At 63.4% G+C, this 22,206-nt stretch carries 18 protein-coding genes; 16 read left to right on the top strand and 2 right to left on the bottom strand.

All coding sequences use genetic code 11. The features are described 5' to 3' along the window. Positions 1-230: 230 nt before the first annotated feature. Complete coding sequence (locus EI969_RS18165) at positions 231-1,070, bottom strand: AraC family transcriptional regulator (RefSeq protein ID WP_160389014.1); 840 nt, start codon at positions 1,068-1,070, stop codon at positions 231-233. Between the two features lie 97 nt (positions 1,071-1,167). On the opposite strand from EI969_RS18165, the gene EI969_RS18160 reads away from it, so the two are divergent. Then, complete coding sequence (locus tag EI969_RS18160; protein ID WP_160389013.1) at positions 1,168-2,085, top strand: LysR family transcriptional regulator; 918 nt, start codon at positions 1,168-1,170, stop codon at positions 2,083-2,085. A 130-nt stretch (positions 2,086-2,215) separates the two neighbouring features. Here EI969_RS18160 and EI969_RS18155 read toward each other — a convergent pair whose 3' ends face one another. After that, positions 2,216-3,130 (bottom strand): LysR family transcriptional regulator, encoded by a 915-nt coding sequence (locus EI969_RS18155; RefSeq protein WP_160389012.1) that lies wholly within the window; start codon positions 3,128-3,130, stop codon positions 2,216-2,218. A gap of 71 nt (positions 3,131-3,201) precedes the next feature. On the opposite strand from EI969_RS18155, the gene EI969_RS18150 reads away from it, so the two are divergent. The 15 genes from EI969_RS18150 (at position 3,202) to EI969_RS18080 (ending at position 22,151) form a co-directional block, all read left to right on the top strand. Next, positions 3,202-4,242, top strand: coding sequence for an AraC family transcriptional regulator (locus EI969_RS18150; RefSeq protein ID WP_160389011.1), 1,041 nt, complete (start codon positions 3,202-3,204; stop codon positions 4,240-4,242). A gap of 145 nt (positions 4,243-4,387) precedes the next feature. Next, positions 4,388-6,328, top strand: coding sequence for an acyltransferase family protein (locus EI969_RS18145; protein WP_160389010.1), 1,941 nt, complete (start codon positions 4,388-4,390; stop codon positions 6,326-6,328). Positions 6,329-6,808: 480 nt separating this feature from the next. Beyond that, positions 6,809-8,161 (top strand): UDP-glucose/GDP-mannose dehydrogenase family protein, encoded by a 1,353-nt coding sequence (locus EI969_RS18140; RefSeq protein ID WP_160389009.1) that lies wholly within the window; start codon positions 6,809-6,811, stop codon positions 8,159-8,161. Next, the gene (locus EI969_RS18135) at positions 8,158-9,162 is read left to right on the top strand and encodes an NAD-dependent epimerase (RefSeq protein WP_160389008.1); all 1,005 of its coding nucleotides are present in this window, start codon (positions 8,158-8,160) and stop codon (positions 9,160-9,162) included. The genes EI969_RS18140 and EI969_RS18135 overlap by 4 nt, the downstream gene beginning before the upstream one ends. A 154-nt stretch (positions 9,163-9,316) precedes the next feature. Next, a complete protein-coding gene (locus EI969_RS18130) occupies positions 9,317-10,063 on the top strand; it encodes a sugar transferase (protein WP_150718881.1) in 747 nt (248 codons plus the stop codon). Beyond that, the gene (locus EI969_RS18125; RefSeq protein ID WP_160389007.1) at positions 10,064-10,711 is read left to right on the top strand and encodes a CpsD/CapB family tyrosine-protein kinase; all 648 of its coding nucleotides are present in this window, start codon (positions 10,064-10,066) and stop codon (positions 10,709-10,711) included. It begins immediately after the preceding gene. Positions 10,712-10,733: 22 nt separating this feature from the next. Further along, positions 10,734-11,762: a polysaccharide biosynthesis/export family protein gene (locus EI969_RS18120; protein WP_160389006.1), complete on the top strand. Its 1,029-nt coding sequence runs from the start codon at positions 10,734-10,736 to the stop codon at positions 11,760-11,762. Positions 11,763-11,778: 16 nt separating this feature from the next. After that, positions 11,779-13,371 carry a Wzz/FepE/Etk N-terminal domain-containing protein gene (locus EI969_RS18115; protein ID WP_160389005.1) on the top strand — a complete coding sequence of 531 codons (1,593 nt, stop codon included), beginning with the start codon at positions 11,779-11,781 and terminating at the stop codon, positions 13,369-13,371. After that, positions 13,368-14,462 carry a glycosyltransferase family 4 protein gene (locus EI969_RS18110; protein ID WP_160389004.1) on the top strand — a complete coding sequence of 365 codons (1,095 nt, stop codon included), beginning with the start codon at positions 13,368-13,370 and terminating at the stop codon, positions 14,460-14,462. Before EI969_RS18115 ends, EI969_RS18110 begins: the two co-directional genes overlap by 4 nt. Then, a complete protein-coding gene (locus tag EI969_RS18105; RefSeq protein WP_160389003.1) occupies positions 14,459-15,826 on the top strand; it encodes an O-antigen ligase family protein in 1,368 nt (455 codons plus the stop codon). The genes EI969_RS18110 and EI969_RS18105 overlap by 4 nt, the downstream gene beginning before the upstream one ends. Then, on the top strand, positions 15,823-16,791 hold the full coding sequence (locus tag EI969_RS18100; protein WP_160389002.1) for a glycosyltransferase family 2 protein: 969 nt from the start codon (positions 15,823-15,825) through the stop codon (positions 16,789-16,791). Before EI969_RS18105 ends, EI969_RS18100 begins: the two co-directional genes overlap by 4 nt. Further along, positions 16,784-17,920 carry a glycosyltransferase gene (locus tag EI969_RS18095; RefSeq protein WP_160389001.1) on the top strand — a complete coding sequence of 379 codons (1,137 nt, stop codon included), beginning with the start codon at positions 16,784-16,786 and terminating at the stop codon, positions 17,918-17,920. The genes EI969_RS18100 and EI969_RS18095 overlap by 8 nt, the downstream gene beginning before the upstream one ends. Before the next feature lie 12 nt (positions 17,921-17,932). Next, positions 17,933-18,934: a polysaccharide deacetylase family protein gene (locus EI969_RS18090; RefSeq protein ID WP_160389000.1), complete on the top strand. Its 1,002-nt coding sequence runs from the start codon at positions 17,933-17,935 to the stop codon at positions 18,932-18,934. Continuing rightward, positions 18,931-20,235 (top strand): lipopolysaccharide biosynthesis protein, encoded by a 1,305-nt coding sequence (locus EI969_RS18085; RefSeq protein ID WP_160388999.1) that lies wholly within the window; start codon positions 18,931-18,933, stop codon positions 20,233-20,235. Before EI969_RS18090 ends, EI969_RS18085 begins: the two co-directional genes overlap by 4 nt. Further along, complete coding sequence (locus tag EI969_RS18080) at positions 20,232-22,151, top strand: hypothetical protein (RefSeq protein ID WP_160388998.1); 1,920 nt, start codon at positions 20,232-20,234, stop codon at positions 22,149-22,151. Before EI969_RS18085 ends, EI969_RS18080 begins: the two co-directional genes overlap by 4 nt. Positions 22,152-22,206: the final 55 nt, after the last annotated feature.

Here is a 22,206-nt window from a genome sequence, read left to right as displayed (position 1 = left end):
GTTCGACGCAGTCGAACTCATCGCATGTAGGTGCCAGCGAAGCCAACCGGAGGGCGATGCCCCCGGATGAATGCCGGAGCGAAGGAACCCCGAGCTCTAGCGAGGGGCCGTACGCAAGGGGCGAGACTTTTTGGTTCCTTTTGTGTCGTTTGACAAAAGGGACTCGCCGTAAGGGCGAAACCATAAGTCGCCGTTACCGCAGCAACGGATATGTACACCGACCCATCACCCTATAACCCAAGGCGAAACTGCTTAGGCGTAATCCCGAACTGCTTACGAAACGCCCGAATAAAATTACTCGGCTGCCGATACCCCAACCGCTCGGCAATCCGCTCGATCGGCTGATCCCCCGCCGTCAACCAATGCCGCGCCATCTCCAGGCTGTCACTGCGAGCATGCTGCACCGCAGCCGTCTGCCAGTGCCGCAACATGCTCTGATGCAAAAACGCATTCGCCCCCAACAACGGCTCATCAAGGCTGGCCGCGGGCAGGCTCAAGCACGGATGCGAACCCTCCAGCACCTCGACACCCACACTGCGCAACCACTTCCCGGCAGCCTGTCGCGGCGTCAGGTGGACCGCGACAAACACCTCGGCCGGCGCTCGCCCCAAGCGTCGGGCAATGTTACGCACCAACGTCAGCGTCGCCGCATCAAGGCCAAAAAAATGCGTCTGCTGGCCAACACTGCGCAAATGCAAACGAGCCTGCCCGCCACCCTCCTCCAGTTCCGCCACCACACAGTTGGTCACCCGCGGCATGAACTCGGTAAAGCACGCCAGGCTCGCACGCAGGGTCGCGGCGGAATCCAGCAGAATGTTCAACCCTCGCAACGTGGTGGTCGCCATGCCGTTGACCAGTTCACAGCCAAACGACGCCCCCGCCCCCGCTCGCTCGCACTCATTCCACAAACGTTCGACCAGATGCGCCGGCACGTGCAGGTCCTGCCCCTCGAGCAACGACAGGCAGATGCCGGCCCGTTGCAGCAACTGGTCCTGACACAAGCCGGACTGCCGGGCATGACTGAGAATGGTGCGGGTAAAGGCGCTGGAGATGAATGGTTGACTGGTCATGGCACGTTACGGCGAGAAGACAGGCGTGTACTTATGCCAGTCTCTATGCTATCGATCCAATGCATTAAAAGTATCCGCCAAATGCAGGAGACGCATGATGGACCTGAGACAACTCCGCCACCTTGTCGCCCTGGCCGATTACCGCAATTTCGGCCGGGCCGCCGAGGCGATCAATCTCAGCCAACCGGCCTTCAGCCGCAGCATCCAGACCCTGGAGCGCGACCTCGACTGCGCGCTGGTGGAGCGCGGCAGCCGTGAATTCCGCCTGACCGGCCAGGGCGAACTGGTGCTGCAACATGCCCGGCGCCTGCTCGCCGGCAGCCAGGCCCTGCACAACGAACTGACCCAATACAACGGCCTGACCGGTGGCGAATTGCACTTCGGCTGTGGCCCCTACCCGGCCCAGGTGCTGGTGCCCGAGGCGCTGGCGCAATTCATCCAGGCTCACCCGGCGATCCGCATCAGCTTCCATCAGGGCGACTGGGAACAACTGGCGGTCTGGCTGCGTGAACAGCAGATCGAATTCCTCGTGGCCGACGCGCGCTACTTCACCGGCGACCCGCAATACCAGGTACAGCTGTTGCGACCCCGGCGCGGGCGGTTCTTTTGCCGGGTCGGCCATCCCCTGGTACAGCAGCAGAACCTGTCCCTGCGCGCCCTGCTCGACTACGCGGTGGTCGGCACGCGAATGCCGCCGATGATCCGCAAGATCCTCGCCGACGTGCAGGGCGAGGCGGACTTCAACCCCAGCGTGGAATGCGCGCAGTTCGATGCCATCCGCCGCGTGGTGATGCACTCCGACGCCGTCGGCATCGCCACCGTGGAAGCCCTGGCCGAACTGGTCGACCAAGGCCTGATCCGCCTGCTGGAATTTGCCGATGTGCCCAAGGAGGATCCCGGCCTGCAACTGCACTACGGCATCGTCAGCCGCGCCGGCCACTCCCTGACACCGGCGGCACTGGCGATGGTCGATGCGGTGCTGTCGGTCGACCGGCGTTTGTTGGCGTCGAATTAGGCGAGTAACCACGGCCCCCTGTGGGAGCGAGCTTGCTCGCGATGGGGCCGGGTCAGTCAACATCACTTTTGACTGACCTGCCGCTATCGCGAGCAAGCTCGCTCCCACAGGGTTCGTCGCAGCTTTGAAGTCACGCACGCCGCGCCATGGCCTGCAACGCCCGAGGCTCTCCCAGCGCACGCAGCAGACAATGCATCGCCTCTTCGCGGCTGCGCTCGAAGCGATAGCGCGACTCGATGTACAGCGCCAGCTTCAGCTCAACGGGTTCGTCCAGGGGCAGCGGCACCTGTTGCAGGCCCAGCACACTGGCGACCCGGCTGGGCAGGCTGATGCCGAACGGCTGGCGGTCGGCGATCAGCTTCGCGGCCAGGGTGCTCTGGGTGCTCATCGCCACATTGCGCCGCAGGCCTTTCAAGCCAAGCTGCAAGTCCACCGGGCTGAGCCCGTCGCGGCGGCTCGACACCTGAATCTGCGGTTGCAGCAGAAACTCCTGCAGGGTGCGCGGCGGTTCCTTGAGCGCGGCGCCATAGGCGAACACGTAATGGTCGGCGGGCAATGTCTGTTTGTGCAGGCCGGCCAGCCCGGCCAGCGGCTGGTCGAGGTCGATCAGGATATCCAGCTTGCCGCTGGCCAGGTCCTGCAAGGCGTCACGGCGCCGGGGCTGGAAGTACCGCACCTGCCAATCGGCGTGGGGCGATTCGAGCAAGGCATCGAGCAGCACCGGTTGCAGGCAATCCAGGCAACTGATGCGCAGCAGCGGATTGTTCTGCCGTGCGGCGGGGATCATGCGCAAGCCGTCGCGCAGTGACTCGAGCGCGGCACGCACGAAGTCGGCCAGGCGATGGGCGACCAGCGTCGGCGTCACGCCCAGGCGACTTTTGATGAACAGCGGATCGCCGCACAATTCGCGCAGGCGACGCAACGCATTGCTCATGGCCGGCTGCGACAGGCACATCACCTCGGCGGCACGGGTGACGCTGCGCTGCTGGTAAATCGCATCGAAGGCGAGCAACAGGTTCAAATCGAGCTGGCGTAAATCAAGCATGGTCTTGCTCCGGCAAATCGCTTAACGTCGGGCAGCCTAACCAGTGTTCCGGAACAAGCTGTGAGCCCTACATGACAAAAAGCGATCAGCCACTGCACGCCCCATCGATACCCAATGCGTTCTACGCACCGACCCTGCTGCCGGCCATCGAAGAGTTGCTGGCCCGTGGCGTGAACCGGGACAGCATCGAAGGCCTGTTTCGGCGCAGCCTGTTCGAGTTGCGCACGCCATTCATGCGCATTCCGCTGTTCCTGTCGCGGCGCTTCTGGGCGTTTGCCCTGGAACAGAGCGGCGACCCGCTGATCGGCCTGGCGGCCGGTCGGCGTTTCGTTTCCACCGCCACCAACGGCCTGACGTACCTGTTCGACGTGGCCGATTCACTGGACAGCGCCTGCGAGTATTTCGTGCGCTTCTTTCCGTTCTTCAACGGGCACTTCCAGGCGCGGATCGTGCGTGGCGACGACAGCGTCGAACTGCAGTTGCTCGACCGCGGCAGCGTGAAAACCTGCGCGGCAACCACCGACTACATCCTCATCAGCCTGTGCAGCATGTTGCGGCGCAAGTTCCTCGCCAGTGGCCTGGAGCGTGATCCGATACTGGCTGTCGCGTTGGCCGGCCCCTGCACCGCCAAACCGCAGGATCACGAGCAAGCCTTCCGCGCCCCCGTGCAGTGGCAACAGGCACAACACGCGATCCGTCTCGATCCGCAGCTGTTCGTTATCCCCTTGACGCCGGGCAACCAGGAACTGGAAGGCACGCTGGTCGAACTGCTGGAGCAGACCCGACGCAACAGCGAACCGACCTTGCTGGAGCAAGTCTGCGACCATTTGATCGCCGACCTCGCCGCCGCCAACTGGCAGCAATTCTGTAGCACCCAGCACTTGCTCGAGCGCACCGCGGCCCGACGCTTGAAGGCGTTGGGCTGGAGTTTTTCCGAGTTGCTCGACGAGTACCGCCGCTACCGCGCCGAGGACTTTTTGCAGGGAACGGACCTGGAGCTGGTGGAGATTTCCGACCGCCTGGGTTACAGCGATGTGCAAAGTTTCAACCGTGCATGCCTGCGGTGGCTGGGGTGCGCGCCGGGCGCCTGGCGAACCCGGCAAGGTCGATAAAAGCCACGCTCGTACGCCATTGATTTTTGCGTCCCACCAGTTTCCAGCTACAAATGATGGGTGGGTTGAATGTCCAGCGTCCTGACAGCGGATATCACGGGTCGGACATCGATGGATGGCTTCGGTTTTAGGGAAGGTCAGGCGCATGGCTCAAGGCAAGTACCGCTCCGACATCGATGGGCTGCGCGCGGTCGCAGTGATCGCAGTGCTGCTGCATCACCTCAAGGCCGGCCTGTTGCCCGGCGGCTACGTCGGCGTCGACATCTTCTTTGTCATCTCCGGGTTCCTGATCACGTCCCAGGTGTTTTCCGAGGTCAAGCGCAATGCGTTCTCGCTGAAGGGCTTTTATCAGCGGCGCATCAACCGCATCGTGCCGGCGCTGGCGACGGTGCTGCTGGCGACGGTGATCGTCGGCGCCTTCATCCTGTCGCCGGTCGACCTGGTGCGGCTCAACGTCAGCGCCCTGCTGTCGCTGCTGGGCGTTTCGAATATCTATATCTGGGTCAAGTACGGTAACTACTTCGCCGCCGATGCCAGCGAAGCACCGTTGTTGCACACCTGGTCGCTGGGTATCGAAGAACAGTTCTACGTCATCTGGCCGCTGTTCATCGTGCTGCTGTATCGCCTGGCGCCGCGTTACGTGTTGCCCGTGCTGGCCATCGGCGTGGTGCTGGCGGTGGGCGTTTCCGAGTACGCAACCGGGGTCTTCGCCACGGCCGCCTACTACCTGCTGCCCACGCGTTTTTTCGAACTGATGCTGGGCGGGCTGCTCGCGATCTACCTGCACCAACCGCGCGTCATCGGCAAGCTGGCGGGCCATGCTTTTGCGCTGGCGGGCTACCTGCTGATCGGCTTCTCGCTGTTTGCCTTGAACGCCAACTCCACCTTTCCCGGGATCAACGCTTTGATCCCCTGCCTGGGCGCCGCCCTGTTGATCCTGGCCGGCAGCGGCGAGCGTCATTCGCGCCTGCTCACCAGCCGGCCCATGGTGTTCATCGGCCTGATCTCCTACTCGCTGTACTTGTGGCACTGGCCGCTGATTGCCTTCCTCAACTACCTGGAAATCCCCATCGACCTGCCGGTGGGGGCGCTGCTGATCGGCGCTTCCGTCCTGCTGTCGTGGCTGTCGTGGCGCTACGTCGAAGTGCCGTTTCGACGGACCGGGGCAAGCCTGCATTTTGCCCGGGTCTTCACCCGCCGGTTTGCCCTGCCGGCGTTGGGGCTGGCCGTGCTGGCGGGGCTGAGCCTGCAGTTCAACGGTTTTCCACAACGCTTCAACGCCAACGTCTCAGCGCTTGAAGCGATGACCCTGAACAAGCCCGCCGAGGTCCGCAGCGGCTGCCACGTCCCCAATGCGCTGTACCAGACCGAACCCAACGAGCGCTGCCGGTTGGGCGCGACCAAGGAGGCGCTGGACGGCATCATGATCGGCGATTCGTTCGCCAATCACTTCACCGGCATGGTCGATATTCTGGCCAAACCCAACAACATCATGCTGATGGACTACACCATGGACTCCTGCCCGCCGATCCTCGGCTACACCGCGGAAATGCCCCCGGTGTATGCGGCCCATTGCGCGAAACGCAACGAGCGGGTGTTCAGCCTGATCGAGCAGCACAAGTATCGCTACGTGGTACTGGCGGCGATCTGGCCCAAGGATGAGCGGGCCAGGGACCTGGTCGAAGCGAGCATCCGCCGGGTGGTGGAGAACAGCGGCCAGGTGATCGTCATCCTGAGCAACCAGCACATCGAAAAGGCGGCGAGTTGCCCGATTCGCCGACTGATGTTCGGCAACGAGCGCAACTGCTCGGTCGCCCGCAGTGCACCGGCGCCCTATTGGGCGGACGTGCGGGCCAGGTTCCCGCAAATACGCTTCATCGACCCCAACCAGGTGATCTGCCCGGCCGGCGTGTGCAGTCCGATCATCGAGGGTCAGTTGCTGTACCTGGACGACTCGCACTTGAACGAAGTGGGCTCGCGGTTCATCGGCCGCACCCTGCTCGAGCGTGGCTTCTCCCTGCTGCACGACCCTGAGGTCAAACCGCAAACCGCCGATGCCCGGATTGATCCCGCCGCGGTCAACTGACGCCACTCCCCCGCTCAAGGGTGCCCGACCACAAGGGCGCCCGGCTCAGGAAAATGCCACTTCCCGGCGCTCCCGTCGACCTGTCGGATCATTGTATTTTGCAATGACCCGATGACCCCTTGCCAATGGATTGTCGGTCGATTCTTGACACTGGCATTGCGCCATCTGTGCGTAAAAATTGTCTGACTTTTTGAAAAGCGTCAAAAAAACAATGACTCAAATCTGACACACTCGATCTGCTACAACCCTTGTATTTCGCGGCTTACGACCGTTTATCGCTTTCTTTGAATTCTCGCCGGCCCCTCAAAATCGGGGGAAAACCCAATAGTGGTGCGACTTTGATGGCAATTGGCCCCCCAGTTTTGGGGGTGTCTTGTCCATTTAACAGACGGTTTGTTGACACGGTTTGCCGAGGCTGGTCTATACCCCTTTTGACAGTTTTACTTCCCGACTCTTCACCGTCTTACGAGGCACGCCAATATGGACGTGAGCGTATTTGGTACGGGCTATGTTGGCCTGATACAAGCAGCGGCACTGGCCGATGTCGGACATCGCGTCCTGTGCGTCGACATCGATCCGAACAAGATCCGGCAACTGCAACAGGCCGTGCCACCGATCAGTGAGCCAGGGCTTTCGGGCACCCTTGAAGAGAACATCAAGGCCGGTCGCCTGCTCTTCACCACCCAGGCCAGCGATGCGGTGGAGCATGCCGACCTGATCTTCATCGCCGTCGGCACGCCCGCCGACGAAGACGGTTCGGCCGACCTCAGCCACGTGCTGAACGTGGCCCGGCAGATTGCCAGTTACATGGAGGCCGACCGCACGCTGATCATCAAGTCCACGGTACCGGTCGGGACGGCGGACCAGGTCAGCGCCACCGCCATCGAAGAGTTGCAACGCCGCGGCAAAGGCTCGCTGAAGGTACGGGTGGTGTCCAACCCGGAGTTTCTCAAGGAGGGCAGCGCCCTGGCCGACTGCATGCGCCCGGACCGGATCATCGTCGGCACCGCTGACGAAGAGGCCCGCAGCCAGATGAGCGAGCTCTACGCGCCGTTCTGCCGCAATCACGAAAAACTGATGTTCATGGACAACCGCAGCGCCGAGCTGACCAAGTACGCGGCGAACGCGATGCTGGCCACGCGCATCAGCTTCATGAACGAACTGGCCAACCTCACCGAGTTGCTCGGCGCCGATATCGAGTCCGTGCGCAAAGGCATCGGTTCAGACCCGCGCATCGGTTACCACTTCATCTACCCCGGTTGCGGCTTCGGCGGCTCCTGCTTCCCCAAGGACCTGCGCGCCCTGCTGCACACCGCCGAGCACAGCGGCATGCCCCTGCGCCTGCTGCGCAGCGTGACCGAGGTCAACGACAGCCAGCGGCATATCCTGTTCAGCAAACTCAAGGCGCGATTCCCTGGCGGACTGGCCGGCAAATCCATCGCCATGTGGGGCCTGGCGTTCAAGCCCAACACCGATGACATGCGCGAAGCGCCCAGCCGATATCTGATGGAGGCGCTCTGGGCCGAAGGCGCGAGCGTGCAGGCCTACGACCCGGAAGCCATGTCCGAATGCCGGCGCCTCTACGGCTACCGCGACGGCCTGCACCTGTGCGCCACCCGCGATGACACGCTCGAAGACGCCGATGCCCTGGTGATCTGCACCGAGTGGAAGAACTTTCGCGTGGTCGACTTCGACCTGCTGGCGAGCAAACTGCGCAGCCGGGTGATCGTCGACGGGCGCAACCTCTACAACCCGGAACAGGTGGCAGCCGCCGGCCTGCATTACAGCGGCATCGGCTTGCGCCACATCGTGCCCGAGGCCGTGCGTCCATGAAGATTCTCGTCACCGGAGCGGCCGGTTTCATCGGTGCCCATTGCGTGCTGCGACTGCTGCGCGATGGCCACCAGGTGTTCGGCCTGGACAACTTCAACAGCTACTACGACCCGCAACTCAAGCACGATCGCGTGCGTTGGGTGCAGGAGCAGGCACACCCTTTCCAGCTCTCGACGGTTGACCTGGCCGATGCCACGGCCATAGAGACCCTGTTTGCCGAGGAACGACCCGACGTGGTGATCCACCTCGCGGCCCAGGCCGGTGTGCGTTACTCCCTGGAAAATCCGCGGGCGTACCTCGAGAGCAACCTGAGCGGCTTTTTGAACATCCTCGAAAGCTGCCGCAAGCACCCGGTCAAGCATCTGATCTACGCCTCGTCCAGTTCAGTGTATGGCGCCAACCAGCACACACCGTACTCGGTGAAGGACGGTGTCAATCATCCGCTGTCGCTGTACGCCGCGACCAAGAAGTCCAACGAGTTGATGGCCCACAGCTATAGCCACCTGTTCGGCATTCCCTGCACGGGGCTGCGTTTTTTCACGGTATACGGTCCCTGGGGCCGGCCTGACATGTCGCCGATCCAGTTCGCCCGGGCCATTGCCGAAGAGCAGCCGCTGAAGCTGTTCAACTACGGTGAGCACCAGCGCGACTTCACCTACATCGACGACATCATCGAGAGCATCACGCGCCTGATCGAGTGCCCGCCGCAAGCCAACGACCAATGGGACCGCGAACACCCGGACCCGGCCACGAGCATGGCGCCCTGGCGGATCTTCAACATCGGCGGCCAGCACCCGGTGCAGCTCAAGGACTATCTGGCGCTGCTGGAAAAGCACATGGGGCAAAAAGCCCGGGTCGAACTGCTACCCCTGCAGCCGGGCGATGTCCTCAACACCTGCGCCGATGCCAGCGACCTGGCCCGCGCAACCGATTTCCAGCCACGCATCGAACTGGATGAGGGACTTGGGCACTTCGTTGCCTGGTTCCGCACTTACTACTAACTAACTAATTAACTAACAAAGTAATTAACCCGGCAACAACCCAGTAATACCTAAGTAGTAACCAAGCACTAACCAACTAATTAATTAATTGCGTAATTAATTAAATGACTGCCTATCGCCCACGCCGCACGCGGCTGAACTATGCGGAGGATTTATGACTGGACATGAGAAAAGTGTGCCCCTGGACAAAATGCGCAGGGACAAGCGCATGGACCCCGAGCACCGCATGCGCATGGACGCCGCCATTCACATGCAAGGCCGTGGCTGGTTGACCGGTCGCGACGGTGGCCGATCGTGGACCCTGTCGCGCACCAACCGCGTGCTGGCCTGCCTCGGTGCGCTGACGATCCTGGTGCTGATTGCGCCGGTGCTGCTGGGCCTGGCACTGGCCATCAAATGCACCAGCCCGGGACCGGTGATGTTCGTGCAGAAGCGCACCGGCTACCGCGGCCGCCTGTTCGGCATGTACAAGTTCCGCACCATGGTCACCAACGCCGAAGAGCTCAAGGAGTCCCTGCGGCACCTGAACAAGCACGGTGCCGACGCCATCGATTTCAAGATCGACAAGGACCCGCGCATCACCGGTATCGGTGGCTTCCTGCGGCGCACCAGTCTCGACGAGCTGCCGAACCTGTTCAACGTGGTGACCGGCGACATGCGTCTTGTCGGGCCCCGGCCGACTTCGTTCAACGCCTATCGCTACAAGGACAACCACCTCGCGCGCCTGAGCATCTACCCCGGCATGACCGGCCTGTGGCAGATCTCCGGGCGCAGCAATATCGACTTCGACCAGCGCGTCGAGCTGGACCTGACTTACATCGCCCAACAGAGCCTGCTGCTTGATTTGAAGATTCTGTTGAAAACCCCTTTCAAAGTGTTCAGCGGCCACGGAGCGAGTTAAATGGACGGTTCAACTGCTAAAAGCCTCAGCATTGCCAGCCCGAGCGAGTCCAACCTGACATCGACCGTGCTGGACCAGGACCTGCGGATCCTGTTCCTGACCGCCGCCAACCCCGGCGCAGGCACCACCACCAGCGCCCTCGCGCTGGCCAGTCAACTGGCGCAGATGAGCAGCGGCCTGGTGCTGCTGGTGGACGCCAGCCAGTCGGCGACCAACCTCACGCAACAGCTGGGGCTGACCCGGGAACGCGGGCTTCGCGACTTGTTGTTCAACACCCAGAGCCCGCCCTTGTTGCAGGACTGTGTGGTCAACGTGTCCAGCCTGCCGTTCCACGTCCTGCCGTTCGGCCGCCACTCCCGTGGCAACGAACACCTGACCCCCGAACGCCTGAGCCCGCTGCTCGATCAGCTCGTCAGCCAATACCGCTTCGTGGTGATCGACGGCGATGCGGTGTATTCGGATTCCGACACCCTGGTCATCAGCACCCAGGCGGACGGCGTGGTCATGGTCGTGAGCTGCGAAGACACCCGCTGGGAAGTGGCCCAGGCCGCGGCCCAGCGCCTGAGCCAGGCCGGCGCGAAACTGGTCGGCAGCGTGTTCAACCGACGCAAGTACTACATGCCCAAGTGGCTGTACAAAAACCTGTGAGCAACCAGATAAGGATGACGCCATGAACGCCAAGATGCTTGTCCTGCTGTTGCTGCCCCTCGCAGGTTGCTCCAGCACGTCCACCGAACAATCGCAAAGCATGCCGGTGCAGATCCTCACGGCCCCGCCGGCCAACGCCCAGGCCACAGACGTGCCCAAGGTCGAACAGACCCTGCGGCCGCAAGATGTGCTGGACGTGATCTTCCACATCAGTACCAGTGGTTCGGACGCCTATCGCGTGCAGTCCGGGGACATGATCGCGCTGAATTTCACCGCCGCCAGCCAACTCAACGGCAACCAGTTGGTGCTGCCCGACGGCACCATCGAACTGCCGGGCGCCAACACCACGGTGAAAATCGAAGGCCTGACCCGCGATCAGGCACGGGAGGAAATTCAACGCGCCTACGATCGCAAACAGCTGTTCCAGCCCAACCGCAATCAGCTGTCGGTGATCCTGGTGACCCCGCTGACCAATGAGCAGAACCTCAAGTCCGTGCTCAACCACCCCGGCACCGGCATGAGCCGGGAAATCACCGTGGGCACCGACGGCTACGCCAGCTTCCCGGAAATCGGTTCCGTACCGCTGCAAGGCATGACCGTCAACCAGCTGGAGGACTTCCTCAATAAACGCTACGCCAAACTGCCTGGGCGCATGACCGTGGACGTGCTGCTCAAGTCCACCGCCGGCAACGAAATCTATGTACTGGGTGAAGTCGGCCAACCGGGTTCCTACCCGATCCGCCGTCCGGTGTCGGTGCTCGAGGCCCTGACCATGGCACGCGGCTCCAACGTCAAGGCCCGCCTGGACTCGGTGATGATCATGCGGCGCAACGGCAATCAGGTGGTCGCGCACCGTTACGACGTGGAAAAAGCCTTGTCCGGCGACGCCACCCAGATCGCCTACCTGCAAGCGGACGACATGCTGTACGTGCCCAAGACCAAACTGGCCAGCGCCGGTGAACTCGCCCGGCAACTGGCCGACGTGGTGTTGTTCCAGGGCGTGGGCATGAGCTTCAGCTACCGCGTCGACAACAAAGACAGCAATGACTAACTCACAGGTGACCGCCATGAATCCAAAGGAAAACTACCTGCATGAGTTCTTCAGGATCTTCTTCGCCAACAAGCAGTTGGTGAAACGAGTCTTCCTGGTCTTTGCAGTGATCGCCGTGGTCTTGCCGCTGATGCTCAAGCAGAGCTTCGATATCACCGCCCAGGTGATCGTGCAGTCCAAGAAAATCTCCCAGGGGGATGCCACCAGCACCCTCAATCAGGAAAACGCGTCCTTCATTCCGCCGTCGCTGGCGGACATGGAGACCGAAAGCAACATCCTGCGTTCGCCGGCGTTGATTCGCCAGACCATCGGCCAGTTGCGCGAAAAGGGTGAGTACACGCCGCCCGTGAGCGTCTTCAACAAACTGCTGGTGCAGCCGTTCAAGCAGTTTGTGGTCAACCCCGTGCGCGAGCACATGATCAACCCGCTGCGCAACACGCTCGGGCTACAGACCGATCCGGTGCGCGACACCGTGCTCGATGTGCTCACGCAGGAAGCGGCCGACGCCCTCAAGGTGGAAACCTTGCCGGGCTCCAACGTGATCTCGATCGTCTACAGCTTTCCTGACCCGGCGCAAGGCACCAAATTCGTCGCGGCCCTGCTGCAGAACTACCTGGTCAGCCGCCAGGAAATGCAATCGATCGACCTGCCGCAGAGCTTCTACGAAACCAAGAAGCTGCAATACCAGGTGCGACTCAACGGCCTGGAAGCCAATCGCCTGTCCTTGCTCGAGAGCATCGGCTCGTCCGACCCCAAGGAAGAGATCACCTTCCGCCTCAACGCGATCAACACCGAGGAGCAGGCGCTCAACCTGTATCAGGACCGGCTGCTGCAAAGCCAGCGCTGGCTCGACTACCTGAAAACCAGCCTGGCGACCGCCAACAACGCCAGGTTCAATGACTACACCTTCCCCTACACCTTCACCACCACGGTCGACAACGTCGCTTTCGAAGACCGCGAGATCAAGCAACTGGGCGAGCAACTGACGACCCTGGTCAGCCGCTACATGAGCGACCTGGCGATCTTTCAGCCCGGCAGTGAACCGATGCTGCTGGCTCGCGAGCAAATCACCCGGACCCGTGGGCAATTTTTGAAGATCGTCAGCAACCGGATCCAGGAGCGCACCAGCGACCTGGCGACGATCGGTTCGGTCATCGACCAGAAAACCGCGCGCATCGCCGAGTTCAAGAACCGCATCCACCAGTTGCAGGAAACCCAGAGCAAGCTGCGGCAGATGGACACCGAGATCGACGCGCTGCATGCGGCGTTCTCCACCTATGCCCAGCGCTTCGCCGAAAGCAGCACCGCGCGCGCACTCGACAACGACCTGTCCAACGCCCGGGTGCTCAGCCCGCCGTTCGAACCGACCGAAGCGGCGTTTCCCAAACCGATGCTGATCATTCCGTTCGGGCTGTTCACCGGTCTGCTGCTGGCGATTGCCCTGGTCTACGTGCGTGAGTTCTTCGACCACCGCTTCAAGCACCCTGCGCAAATCACCCATGAACTGGGCTTGCCGGTACTGCTGGTGATCAACGATCAAAACACCCTGCCGAACAATCCGCACCGCAACTGGAGCGTTCCGGCCCTCGTGCATTGGGTGCGCAATTGAACGCGGCGCTCGGCACCCCCCGCGACCTGCCGATCATTCATTTGCTCAGCAGCGGCGGCTTCTATGGGGCCGAGCGGATGCTGCTGGATCATTGCCTGGCGACGCCGGGGCAGCACCAGGTGCTGTTTCTCGATGCGCCGCCAGCGCTGATCGCGCGTTTTCGCGAGGCCGGCGTCGATTGCCTGGGATGCGCGGGCCTGGGTGCGTTGCTCGGGCACTTGCGCCAACGCCGGGACCAGCGGCCACTGATCAATACGCACAACTTCAAGGGCCTGTTGTTCGGCTGGGTGGGCGCCACGCTGTTGCGCCTGCCGCTGGTGATCACCCAGCACGGCTTCACCCCGCGCAGCCGCAAGCAGAAGTTCTACACCTGGCTGAGCCTGCAGTTGTGCCGCACGGCTTCGGTGGACCGGGTGGTGTGCGTCGCCGAAAGCATTGCGGCGCTGCACCGCCAGGCCAACGTGAGCACGGACAAATTGCAGGTGATCCCCAACGGTCTGCCGGCGGCCAACGACCTGCTGCCGCACAACGGCGCACGCCAGCGTTTTCTGGCCGGCTATGTCGGGCGCCTGAGCAGCGAAAAGGGGCCTGACCTGTTTCTCGATGCACTGATCCCGTTGTGCCGGCAGTACCCGCAACTGGATGCGGTGATGCTCGGCGACGGGCCGGAGCGCGAAAGCCTGCAGGCGCGCATCGACGCGGCCGGGTTGCAGGCGCGCATCAGCCTGCCCGGCTACCAGACCGACATGCGCGCCTGGTGGCGACAACTCGATGCGCTGGTGATCAGCTCGCGCACCGAAGGCACGCCGATGATTCTGCTCGAAGCGATGCAGGCCGGGGTGCCGGTGGTGGCCTTCGGCGTTGGCGGGATTCCCGATGTCTTGCAGGACCGCCACAACGGCCTGCTCGCCGCGCCCACCGACAGCGCCGCCCTCGCCCGCCAGATCGGCACGCTGCTGCGTGACCCGGCCCTGGCCGGCTATTTGGTCGACAACGCAAAACGTACGCAACGCGATCGCTACGACCTCAAGGCTTTGGCCGAACGCTGGTCGCAGCTGTATATCCGGACCGCACGGGAGGCACGCGCGTGATCTTTCCACTCTCGATCGTCAGTTTGCTCGGCCTGGTCTGCCTCGGTTTGCTGGCCAGCCCTTATCCGTTTCTGGCGCCGGGAGCGGTGCTCGGCCTGGTGGGTGTCGCGGTGCTGTACCGCAGGCCGACCTGGGGCCTGTTGGGGATTGTCGCCATCGTGCCGTTCGAGGGTCTGTTCAAGGACAACGCGTTTTCGGGCTCCAAGTTCCTCGGGGCCTCACTGGCGCTGATCCTGATGCTTCAACTGGCGATTCGCCAACTGCCGGCCGAGCGCCTGCGCAGCAATATCTGGCACTTGCTGGTCGGCTTCATGCTGCTGTACCTGCTCAGCCTGTTGAACACCGACGACATGGGCATTTCCCTGGGCCACCTGCGCGAATTGAGCGTCGGCCTGATTCTGTTTGTCATCACCCTGCTGGTGGCGCGTGAGTTGAATCTCGACATGTTCGCCCGACTGGTCGCAATCAGTGTCGCGGTGACCTGCGCCATGGCGATGTTCTCCACCAAATACCAGGACGCCGGCCGCGCCTCCGGGCTGCTCAAGGACCCGAACAATTTTGCCCTGATGATCGCCTTCGCCGTACCCATGGCGCTGTTGCTGGTGGTGCGCAGCCCGAACCTGTTGCACCGGTTGTTCTGGGGCGGCTGCACCCTCCTGCTGCTGGGCGGCATGACCAAGACCGAATCCCGTTCGGGGCTGGTGGTGTTGTTCCTCAGCCTGTTGATCGGCGCCTGGCATTACCGTGCGCGGTTGTCGCGCATTCGTCCACGCCACCTGGGCTTTGCCATGCTCGGCCTGGCGATCGTGATCCCGTTGGCACTCTATGCGATGCCGGCCGGCTACGTGGAGCGCATCCAGTCGCTGAGCATTCTCAGCTCCGGAGCGAAGAGCCAGGACCCATCCCTGGGCCGCCGCGCCTCCTACATTGTGGTCGGCAGCGGCATGATCGCCGAGAACCCCTTGCTCGGCACCGGCCCCGGCACGTTCCCGCTGCACTACGCCATCACCGGTTACGCCAAGGCCTTTTCCATCAAGGGCGAGACCGCGGACCTGTACCGGCGCGCCCACAACACCTACCTGGAAATCTTCAGTGAACTGGGGATTCCCGCCGGCCTGATGTTCGTCGGCATGCTGGCACTGGGACTGTACAACCTGCTGCGCGCCCGCCGCGCCTGGCTGTTACGCGGGGATGGAGCGCAGGCCGACGTGATGACCCACCTGGGCATGAGCTTCCTGTCGTTGACCCTGTTCCTGATGTTCCTCAGCGCGCCGAACCACAAGTACCTGTGGATCATGCTCGCAATGACCTGCGTGTTGCGCATGAGAGCCGAAGAAGCCCCGCACAAAGAGGTCAGGGCATGAACCGAATCAGTATCGTCATCCCTATGTACAACGAGGCCCGGCACATCGCCCGGACCCTGTTCGCGGCACAACATGCCGCCGATGCGGCCAATGTCGAATGCGAGTTGATCGTGGTCGACAACGGCTCCGACGATCAGGGCCCGCAGATTGCCCGGCAGTTCGGCGCCCAGGTGCTGGTGCTGCCCGGCCTGCTCATCGGCGCGTTGCGCAATCGCGGCGCAGCGCTCGCCACCGGTGAATGGCTGGCCTTCATCGATGCCGACATCGAGATGCCCGAGAACTGGTTCACGCTGCTGCCGGACCTCGAGTCCGGCGGCCAGGCCGATGTCTTCGGCCTTGACCTGCACACCCCGGCCGAAGCGCCGTGGTACGCCGATGCCTGGCAGCGTCGTACCTTGCGCCCCGACACCCAGTCGCCGCATGTCGTGCAATGGCTGCCCAGTTCCAACCTGTTGATGCGTCGGCGCTGGTTCGACAAGGTCGGTGGTTTCAATGAACAGCTGCGCACCGGCGAGGACAAGGAGCTGACCATGCGCCTGGCCGACGCCGGCGCCAAGCTGCTTTCGGTCAACCAGAGCGTGGCGCTGCACTGGGGCTACGAAGGCAGTTGGCGGGAATGGATGGGCAAGGAATTGTGGCGCCAGGGCAGTCATCTGCAACTGCTGCGCACCCATGGCCCGAGCCTGCGGCTGCTGCGTTTTCCGCTGCTGTCGATTGCCGCCTGGGTGATCGACTTCATGGCCCTTTCCGCCCTGCTCGACGGTTTCCCCCACCATGCGGCGCTGATGCTGCTGCTGACCGTCCTGCCTGCCCTGGGCCTGAGCCTGCGCCAGAGCGCCAAACACCACGATACGCTGCTGACCCTGCAACTCTGGGGCCTGCACTGGGTGCGCCTGCACCTGGCGGGCGCCGCGTTCATCCTCAGTCTTTGTCATTGGAATGCCAGGAGGCCCGCCCGTGGCTGAATTCATTTTCTGGCTGTGCCTGTTGCTGCCGGTTTACGCCTACCTCGGCTATCCCCTGCTGTTGACGTTGCTGGCGCCGCTGTACCCGGCACCGCGCCATGCACCGGCACAGCCCATGGACGTGAGCATCGTGATTGCCGCACACAACGAGGCGCGGCATATCGAAGAAAAACTGCGCACCGTGCTGGCCCAGGATTACCAGGCCCGCTCGCTGCACATCATCCTCGCCAGCGACGGCTCGACCGACGACACCGTGGCCTGCGCGCGCAAGGTCGAAGACCCGCGCATCAGCGTGCTCGACCTGCCCCGCCAGGGGAAAGCGGCAACGCTCAATGCCGGGGTCGCGATCAGCAGCGGCGAAATCCTGGTGTTCACCGACGCCGACAACCAATGGTCCACCGACACCCTCGGCCACCTGCTCGCGCCGCTCAACGACCCGCAAGTCGGTGGCTGCGCCGGGCACATGGTGATCCCGGTGACCGGCAAGGGCCTGAGCATCGGTGACAGCCTGTATCGGCACTACGAAGGCTGGCTGCGCTACGTGGAAAATCGCACCGGCTGCATGGTTTCCGCCGACGGTGCCCTGCTCGCGCTGCGCCGCGAGCTGTTCCAGAACGTGCCGGCGGAGGTCAACGACGACTTCTTTATCAGCACCTGCGCGCCGGTCGCGTTCAAGAAGATTGTCTACGTGCCCCAGGCCCGGGTGATCGACCAGGGCGTGGACGAAGCCGACAAACAGTTCCGCCGCCGCCAGCGTGTCACCGTGGGCGGCCTGCAAAGCCTGGCCCAGCGCCGCGAGCTGCTCAATCCGCTGACCCACGGCCTGTATGCGCTTGCCTTGATCAGCCACAAGCTGATCCGGCGACTGGCGCCGGTCCTGTTGCTGCCGTTGCTGCTGAGCAATTTCTGGCTGTGGGGCGAACACGACTTTTATCGCCTGAGCCTGATCGCGCAACTGCTCGGTTACACGGTGGCCATTGCCGGCCTGCTGGATTCGCAACACCGCTTGCCCAAACCCTTTCGCCTCGCCGCGTTCCTTCTGGTGACCCTCGCCGGGATGAGCATCGGTCTGTGGCAGTTCCTGCGCGGCCAGCGTTACGCCCAATGGAACCCCGAGCAAAATCGATGAGAGGCGCGTGCCATGGCGATCAAGCAACTGTTAAAACGCACCAGTGGCTGGCTGTACCTCAACTCCCCGGTGGGGCGCAATCAACTGCACGGCGCCGGGGTGATCCTGATGCTGCACCGGGTGCTGGCCAGCGACCAGGCCGCCGCACTGCCCCACCGCAATGAACTGTGCGTGGGGCCAAAAGCCTTTGAACATCTGCTGGTGTGGTTGAAAAAACACTTCGACTGCGTGCCGCTGATGGACATTCTGCAACCCGGCGCATCGCGCTCGGAGCGGCCGAAAGTGGCGCTGACCTTCGACGACGGCTGGCGCGACAACGCCGTGAATGCCTTCCCGTTGCTGCACAAATACCAGGTGCCGGCGAGCATTTTCCTGTCCACCGATTTCATCGGCAGCCGCCAGCGGTTCTGGTGGGAAAGCATCGGCGAAACCTTGTGGAACAGCCATGGCGAACAGGCACGCCGGCATTTGATCGAACGCTTGCAGCACCTCGGGCGCCAGTTGCCGACACTCTGCGATGACCCCGACGAGCAACGCCGTAGCCTGGCATTGCTGAACTTTCTACAGGGCCTGAAAACCCTGGCGCCGCGAGACCTCAATCACCTGACCGACGAATGCCCGCAGGAGTCGTTGCCCCAGGCGCTGGACTGGCAGCAGGTACGCACGCTCGAAGCGTCCGGCCTGGTGCGCTTCGGTCCCCACGGTGCCAGCCACGCCATCCTCACCGGTCTTGACGATCAACGCCTGGACGAAGAACTGAGCCGCAGCCGCGACGCACTGCTGCACGGCTGCAACCGACCGTTGCCGGTCTACTGCTACCCCAATGGCGACAACGATGCGCGGGTGCGCCAACAGGTCGCCCGGCATGATTTCCCGTTTGCCCTGGGCACCGGCACCGGCATTTATCGAGGGGCCGAAGATCCGCTGGCCCTGCCACGCTTCGGCGTCAGCCAGCGTACCGCGCGCAATCCCGAGTTGTTGTCGTGGCGCATCTACCGTGGGGCACGTCCATGAGCCGCAGCAATTACCTCAAGCACCTGGCCCTGAGCATGGGCACCAAACTGGCGATGATCGCCCTGCGCTTGCTGCGCAACGTGTTGCTGGCGCGGATTCTCGGCCCCAGCGAACGCGGTTTGTTTGCCTTGCTCAGCACCCTGCCCGACCTGATCAGCGCCGCCACCAGCGGCGGCTTGAATTCGGCGGTGGGCTATCAGGCGGCCAAGCAACGACCGATGGGCCTGCTGCTCAGCCAGGTGCTGGTGTTCGGTTGCCTGCTGGCGGCGATGCTGACCTTGCTGGTGGTGGCGCTGACCCGCGAATTCGGCAGTGAACTGGACATCACCACGCAACTGGGCTTGCTCGCCTGGCTGTTGCTGCTGGCGGTGCCGCTGACCGTGCTCAAAAGCGGTTTGCTGACCCTGCACAACGCCTCGGGCGGCGTCGTCGCCTTCAATGCCTTGCGCCTGATCGAATCGCTGGCGCCGCTGCTGCTGTTCCTCGCCCTGTTCTGGATGTGGCAAAGCGCGGCGCTGGAAGCGGCGCTGATCAGTTGGCTGGCGGGCATCAGCCTGGTGGTGCTGGTCGGTTGGCTGTGGCTCAAGCGCAACCAGCCGCTGACCCTGCAATGGGACCGCGCCAGCCAGAACGAACTGCTGCGCTACAGCGCCCGCAGCCATCCGGACCTGCTGTTCCAGCAAGTGATCCTGCGCTCCGACTACCTGTTCATCGGCGCCCTGCTCGGCAGCACTGCGCTGGGTCACTACGCCATGGCCAGCGCCGCCGCCGAGTTGCTGCTGATCGTTCCGGAAGCGGTGACCACGCCGCTGATGAAACGCCTGCTGCAACAGGAAGAAGGCATCGAAAAAGTCACGCCATTGGCCTTGCGCCTGACCGCCACGGTGATGCTCGGCGCCTGCCTGTGCATGGCGCTGATCGGTGAATGGCTGATCGTCACCCTGTTCGGCGTGGCCTACCAACCGGCCTATCCGGCGTTGCTCGCGCTGCTGCCGGGCCTGCTCGGGTTGTGCTACGCGAGCATCCTGCGCCTGGACTTGCTGGGCAAGGATCGTCCCGGTTCAATTTCCCTGTTGATGGGCCTCGGTGCCTTGCTCAACCTGGCGCTGAACCTGGTGCTGATCCCGGCCTATGGCATCGTCGGCGCGGCGGCGGCCTCGTCCATCGCCTACCTGGCGGTGACGGTCGCCCTGCTGGTGATGTATTGCCGCCTGAGCCGGGTGCCGTTCTGGCAAACCCTGATCATCCTGCCCAGCGACATCGCGCCGATGCTGCTGGTCCTGCAACGGAAGTCGGCATGAAGTATTTCGCCCTGCTGATGGGCCTTGGCCTGAGCGTCGACGCGTACGCCGGGCCGATGCGCTGGGCCGATATCCGCGACGGCAGCCTGTACCTGCAAACCGATCGCCCCGACACCCTGACCGTGCAATGGGTGCCGGCGTGGCAGGCCGGTGCCAACGAAGAGCACCTGTACCTGCTCGATGGCCAGGGCAAGCTTGCGGGCGAACGGACGATCGCCGCCGCCGAGACCCAGGGCAACCAGAGCTGGTCACTGGCACCGGGTGCCAGCCCTTATCGCCTGGAGATTCCGGGCTACAGCTTCCGCCGCTACCGCGTGCAACACGACGAACGCACGGTGGCGCTGTTCGCCCCGGCCAAGGTGCATTTCAGCGCGGAAACCCGTGATGGTGATGAGCTGTATTTCAAGGTCGCGGCCGGGGAACATGCGGTGCTCGCCGGCAAGTTCCACGACGGCGTCGGCACCTTGCAAGCCCAGCGCGTGGGGGACGGCAAGCAACTGACGCTGGCCCTCAAGCCCTACCGTGCCTACTGGCAATTCGACAAGGTCGAACTGCCGGTCGCCGCCAGCGATCAGGTCTGGCGCCTGCGCCTGCAAGGCAGCGGCAAGGCGGCGTTCTGGCTCGACGGCACGGCCAACCTGTTCGCGCAGAATCCGCAACAGCTCAAGCCACTGGGCGAGGACGATGGCCGGACCCGGTTGACCCTGCACAAGGAACTGCTCGGCACTACACCGAACCTGGGCATCGCCCTGCCCTACGTGCTGCCACCGCCTTCGAGCTTTGCCGTGCTCGATGCGCTCAAGCCCCAAGCGGCGACTTACTACAGCCTCGTCGACATCATGGCCACGCGGCCGCACTACGAAGATGCGTTCCGGCGTCTGTACCAGGAACGGTTCGGCATCACCCAGGACATCACCCTGTTGGCCGGCAGCCAGCGCCAGGCCGAACTGCGTGCCGACAGCACCAGCAATGGCGGGCTCGAGGCCTGGCTGGCCGCGACCCGCGCCCTCGGCGGCAAGGGCACGCACTACATCGGATTTGCCGACGAACCGAACCTCAACTACCCGGACTACGCCAGTTTCCAGAGCGTGTTCAGCAGCATGGCCCGGCAGGTGCGCAGCAACCCGGACAACGCCAGGGCCGGCGTGCGCATCGTCATCCCGGCCAGTTCGCGGTTCGTCAACGGTCCACTGTCCGACAACGCCGGCGAGCGGCGCGGCATCGACTGGGCGCGGCGCCTGCTCAAGGACAACGGGGAGCAGATCGACGCCCTGGCCTGGCACGAATGGATGATCCGCGACCTGCTCGCCACCCGCGTCTATCGCGATAGCGTGCGCCGCGCGGCCGAACTGGCGGGGCTCGATGCCCGGGGCCGGCCGCGCAAGGCGCTGTTGCTCGACCAGACCAACATGTCCAGCGGTGCCAGCCTCAGCCCTTACGATCAGGAAACCCACTACGCGTCATTGTGGTGGGCCTCGGTGGTGATCAATGCGTCGCAGGACGGCCTGCTCGACATGCTTGGCTGGTTCCAGGCGGCCGACGAGCCCGAGTACCCCAAAGGCATGCTGCGGGTGCTCGGCGACAATCATTTCGAACTCAAACCCGTCGGCCTGGCCCAGCAGTTCATCCGCCAGCACTGGCTGCACAACGTGCTGCGCCTGGACAACGATGCCTTCGAAGTCGACGTGCTGGCCATGGCCGACGACCAGAAGCGCACGCTGCTGGGGGTGAACAAAGGCACGCGCTTGCAGCGAGTCGATCTCAATGGCGCGGCCTGCCCGCTGGGCAAGGGTTCCCTGCGTTATTTCGGCGCCGACAACCGCAGCCGCGACGCACCCTTCGACTGTCGGGATGGTCGCGTGAGCTTCGAGCTGCCCGGGCAAACCCTGTTCGCCCTCAGCTGGATCGCCTCATGACCGCCCCTCTTGTGTTTGGCCGTGTCGGCATTTCGCCGCACGCAGGAATCACTCC

Source organism: Pseudomonas sp. PB101, assembly GCF_009764265.1.
Classification (GTDB): domain Bacteria; phylum Pseudomonadota; class Gammaproteobacteria; order Pseudomonadales; family Pseudomonadaceae; genus Aquipseudomonas.
The sequence above is the reverse complement of the archived record's forward strand: the minus strand, read 5'-3'. Positions and strand labels throughout refer to the sequence as shown.

Coding starts and splice junctions, on each gene's coding strand:
- EI969_RS18165 (WP_160389014.1), bottom strand. CDS start 1,070: ATGACCAGTCAACCATTCATCTCCAGCGCCTTTACCCGCACCATTCTC.
- EI969_RS18160 (WP_160389013.1), top strand. CDS start 1,168: ATGGACCTGAGACAACTCCGCCACCTTGTCGCCCTGGCCGATTACCGC.
- EI969_RS18155 (WP_160389012.1), bottom strand. CDS start 3,130: ATGCTTGATTTACGCCAGCTCGATTTGAACCTGTTGCTCGCCTTCGAT.
- EI969_RS18150 (WP_160389011.1), top strand. CDS start 3,202: ATGACAAAAAGCGATCAGCCACTGCACGCCCCATCGATACCCAATGCG.
- EI969_RS18145 (WP_160389010.1), top strand. CDS start 4,388: ATGGCTCAAGGCAAGTACCGCTCCGACATCGATGGGCTGCGCGCGGTC.
- EI969_RS18140 (WP_160389009.1), top strand. CDS start 6,809: ATGGACGTGAGCGTATTTGGTACGGGCTATGTTGGCCTGATACAAGCA.
- EI969_RS18135 (WP_160389008.1), top strand. CDS start 8,158: ATGAAGATTCTCGTCACCGGAGCGGCCGGTTTCATCGGTGCCCATTGC.
- EI969_RS18130 (WP_150718881.1), top strand. CDS start 9,317: ATGACTGGACATGAGAAAAGTGTGCCCCTGGACAAAATGCGCAGGGAC.
- EI969_RS18125 (WP_160389007.1), top strand. CDS start 10,064: ATGGACGGTTCAACTGCTAAAAGCCTCAGCATTGCCAGCCCGAGCGAG.
- EI969_RS18120 (WP_160389006.1), top strand. CDS start 10,734: ATGAACGCCAAGATGCTTGTCCTGCTGTTGCTGCCCCTCGCAGGTTGC.
- EI969_RS18115 (WP_160389005.1), top strand. CDS start 11,779: ATGAATCCAAAGGAAAACTACCTGCATGAGTTCTTCAGGATCTTCTTC.
- EI969_RS18100 (WP_160389002.1), top strand. CDS start 15,823: ATGAACCGAATCAGTATCGTCATCCCTATGTACAACGAGGCCCGGCAC.
- EI969_RS18090 (WP_160389000.1), top strand. CDS start 17,933: ATGGCGATCAAGCAACTGTTAAAACGCACCAGTGGCTGGCTGTACCTC.
- EI969_RS18085 (WP_160388999.1), top strand. CDS start 18,931: ATGAGCCGCAGCAATTACCTCAAGCACCTGGCCCTGAGCATGGGCACC.
- EI969_RS18080 (WP_160388998.1), top strand. CDS start 20,232: ATGAAGTATTTCGCCCTGCTGATGGGCCTTGGCCTGAGCGTCGACGCG.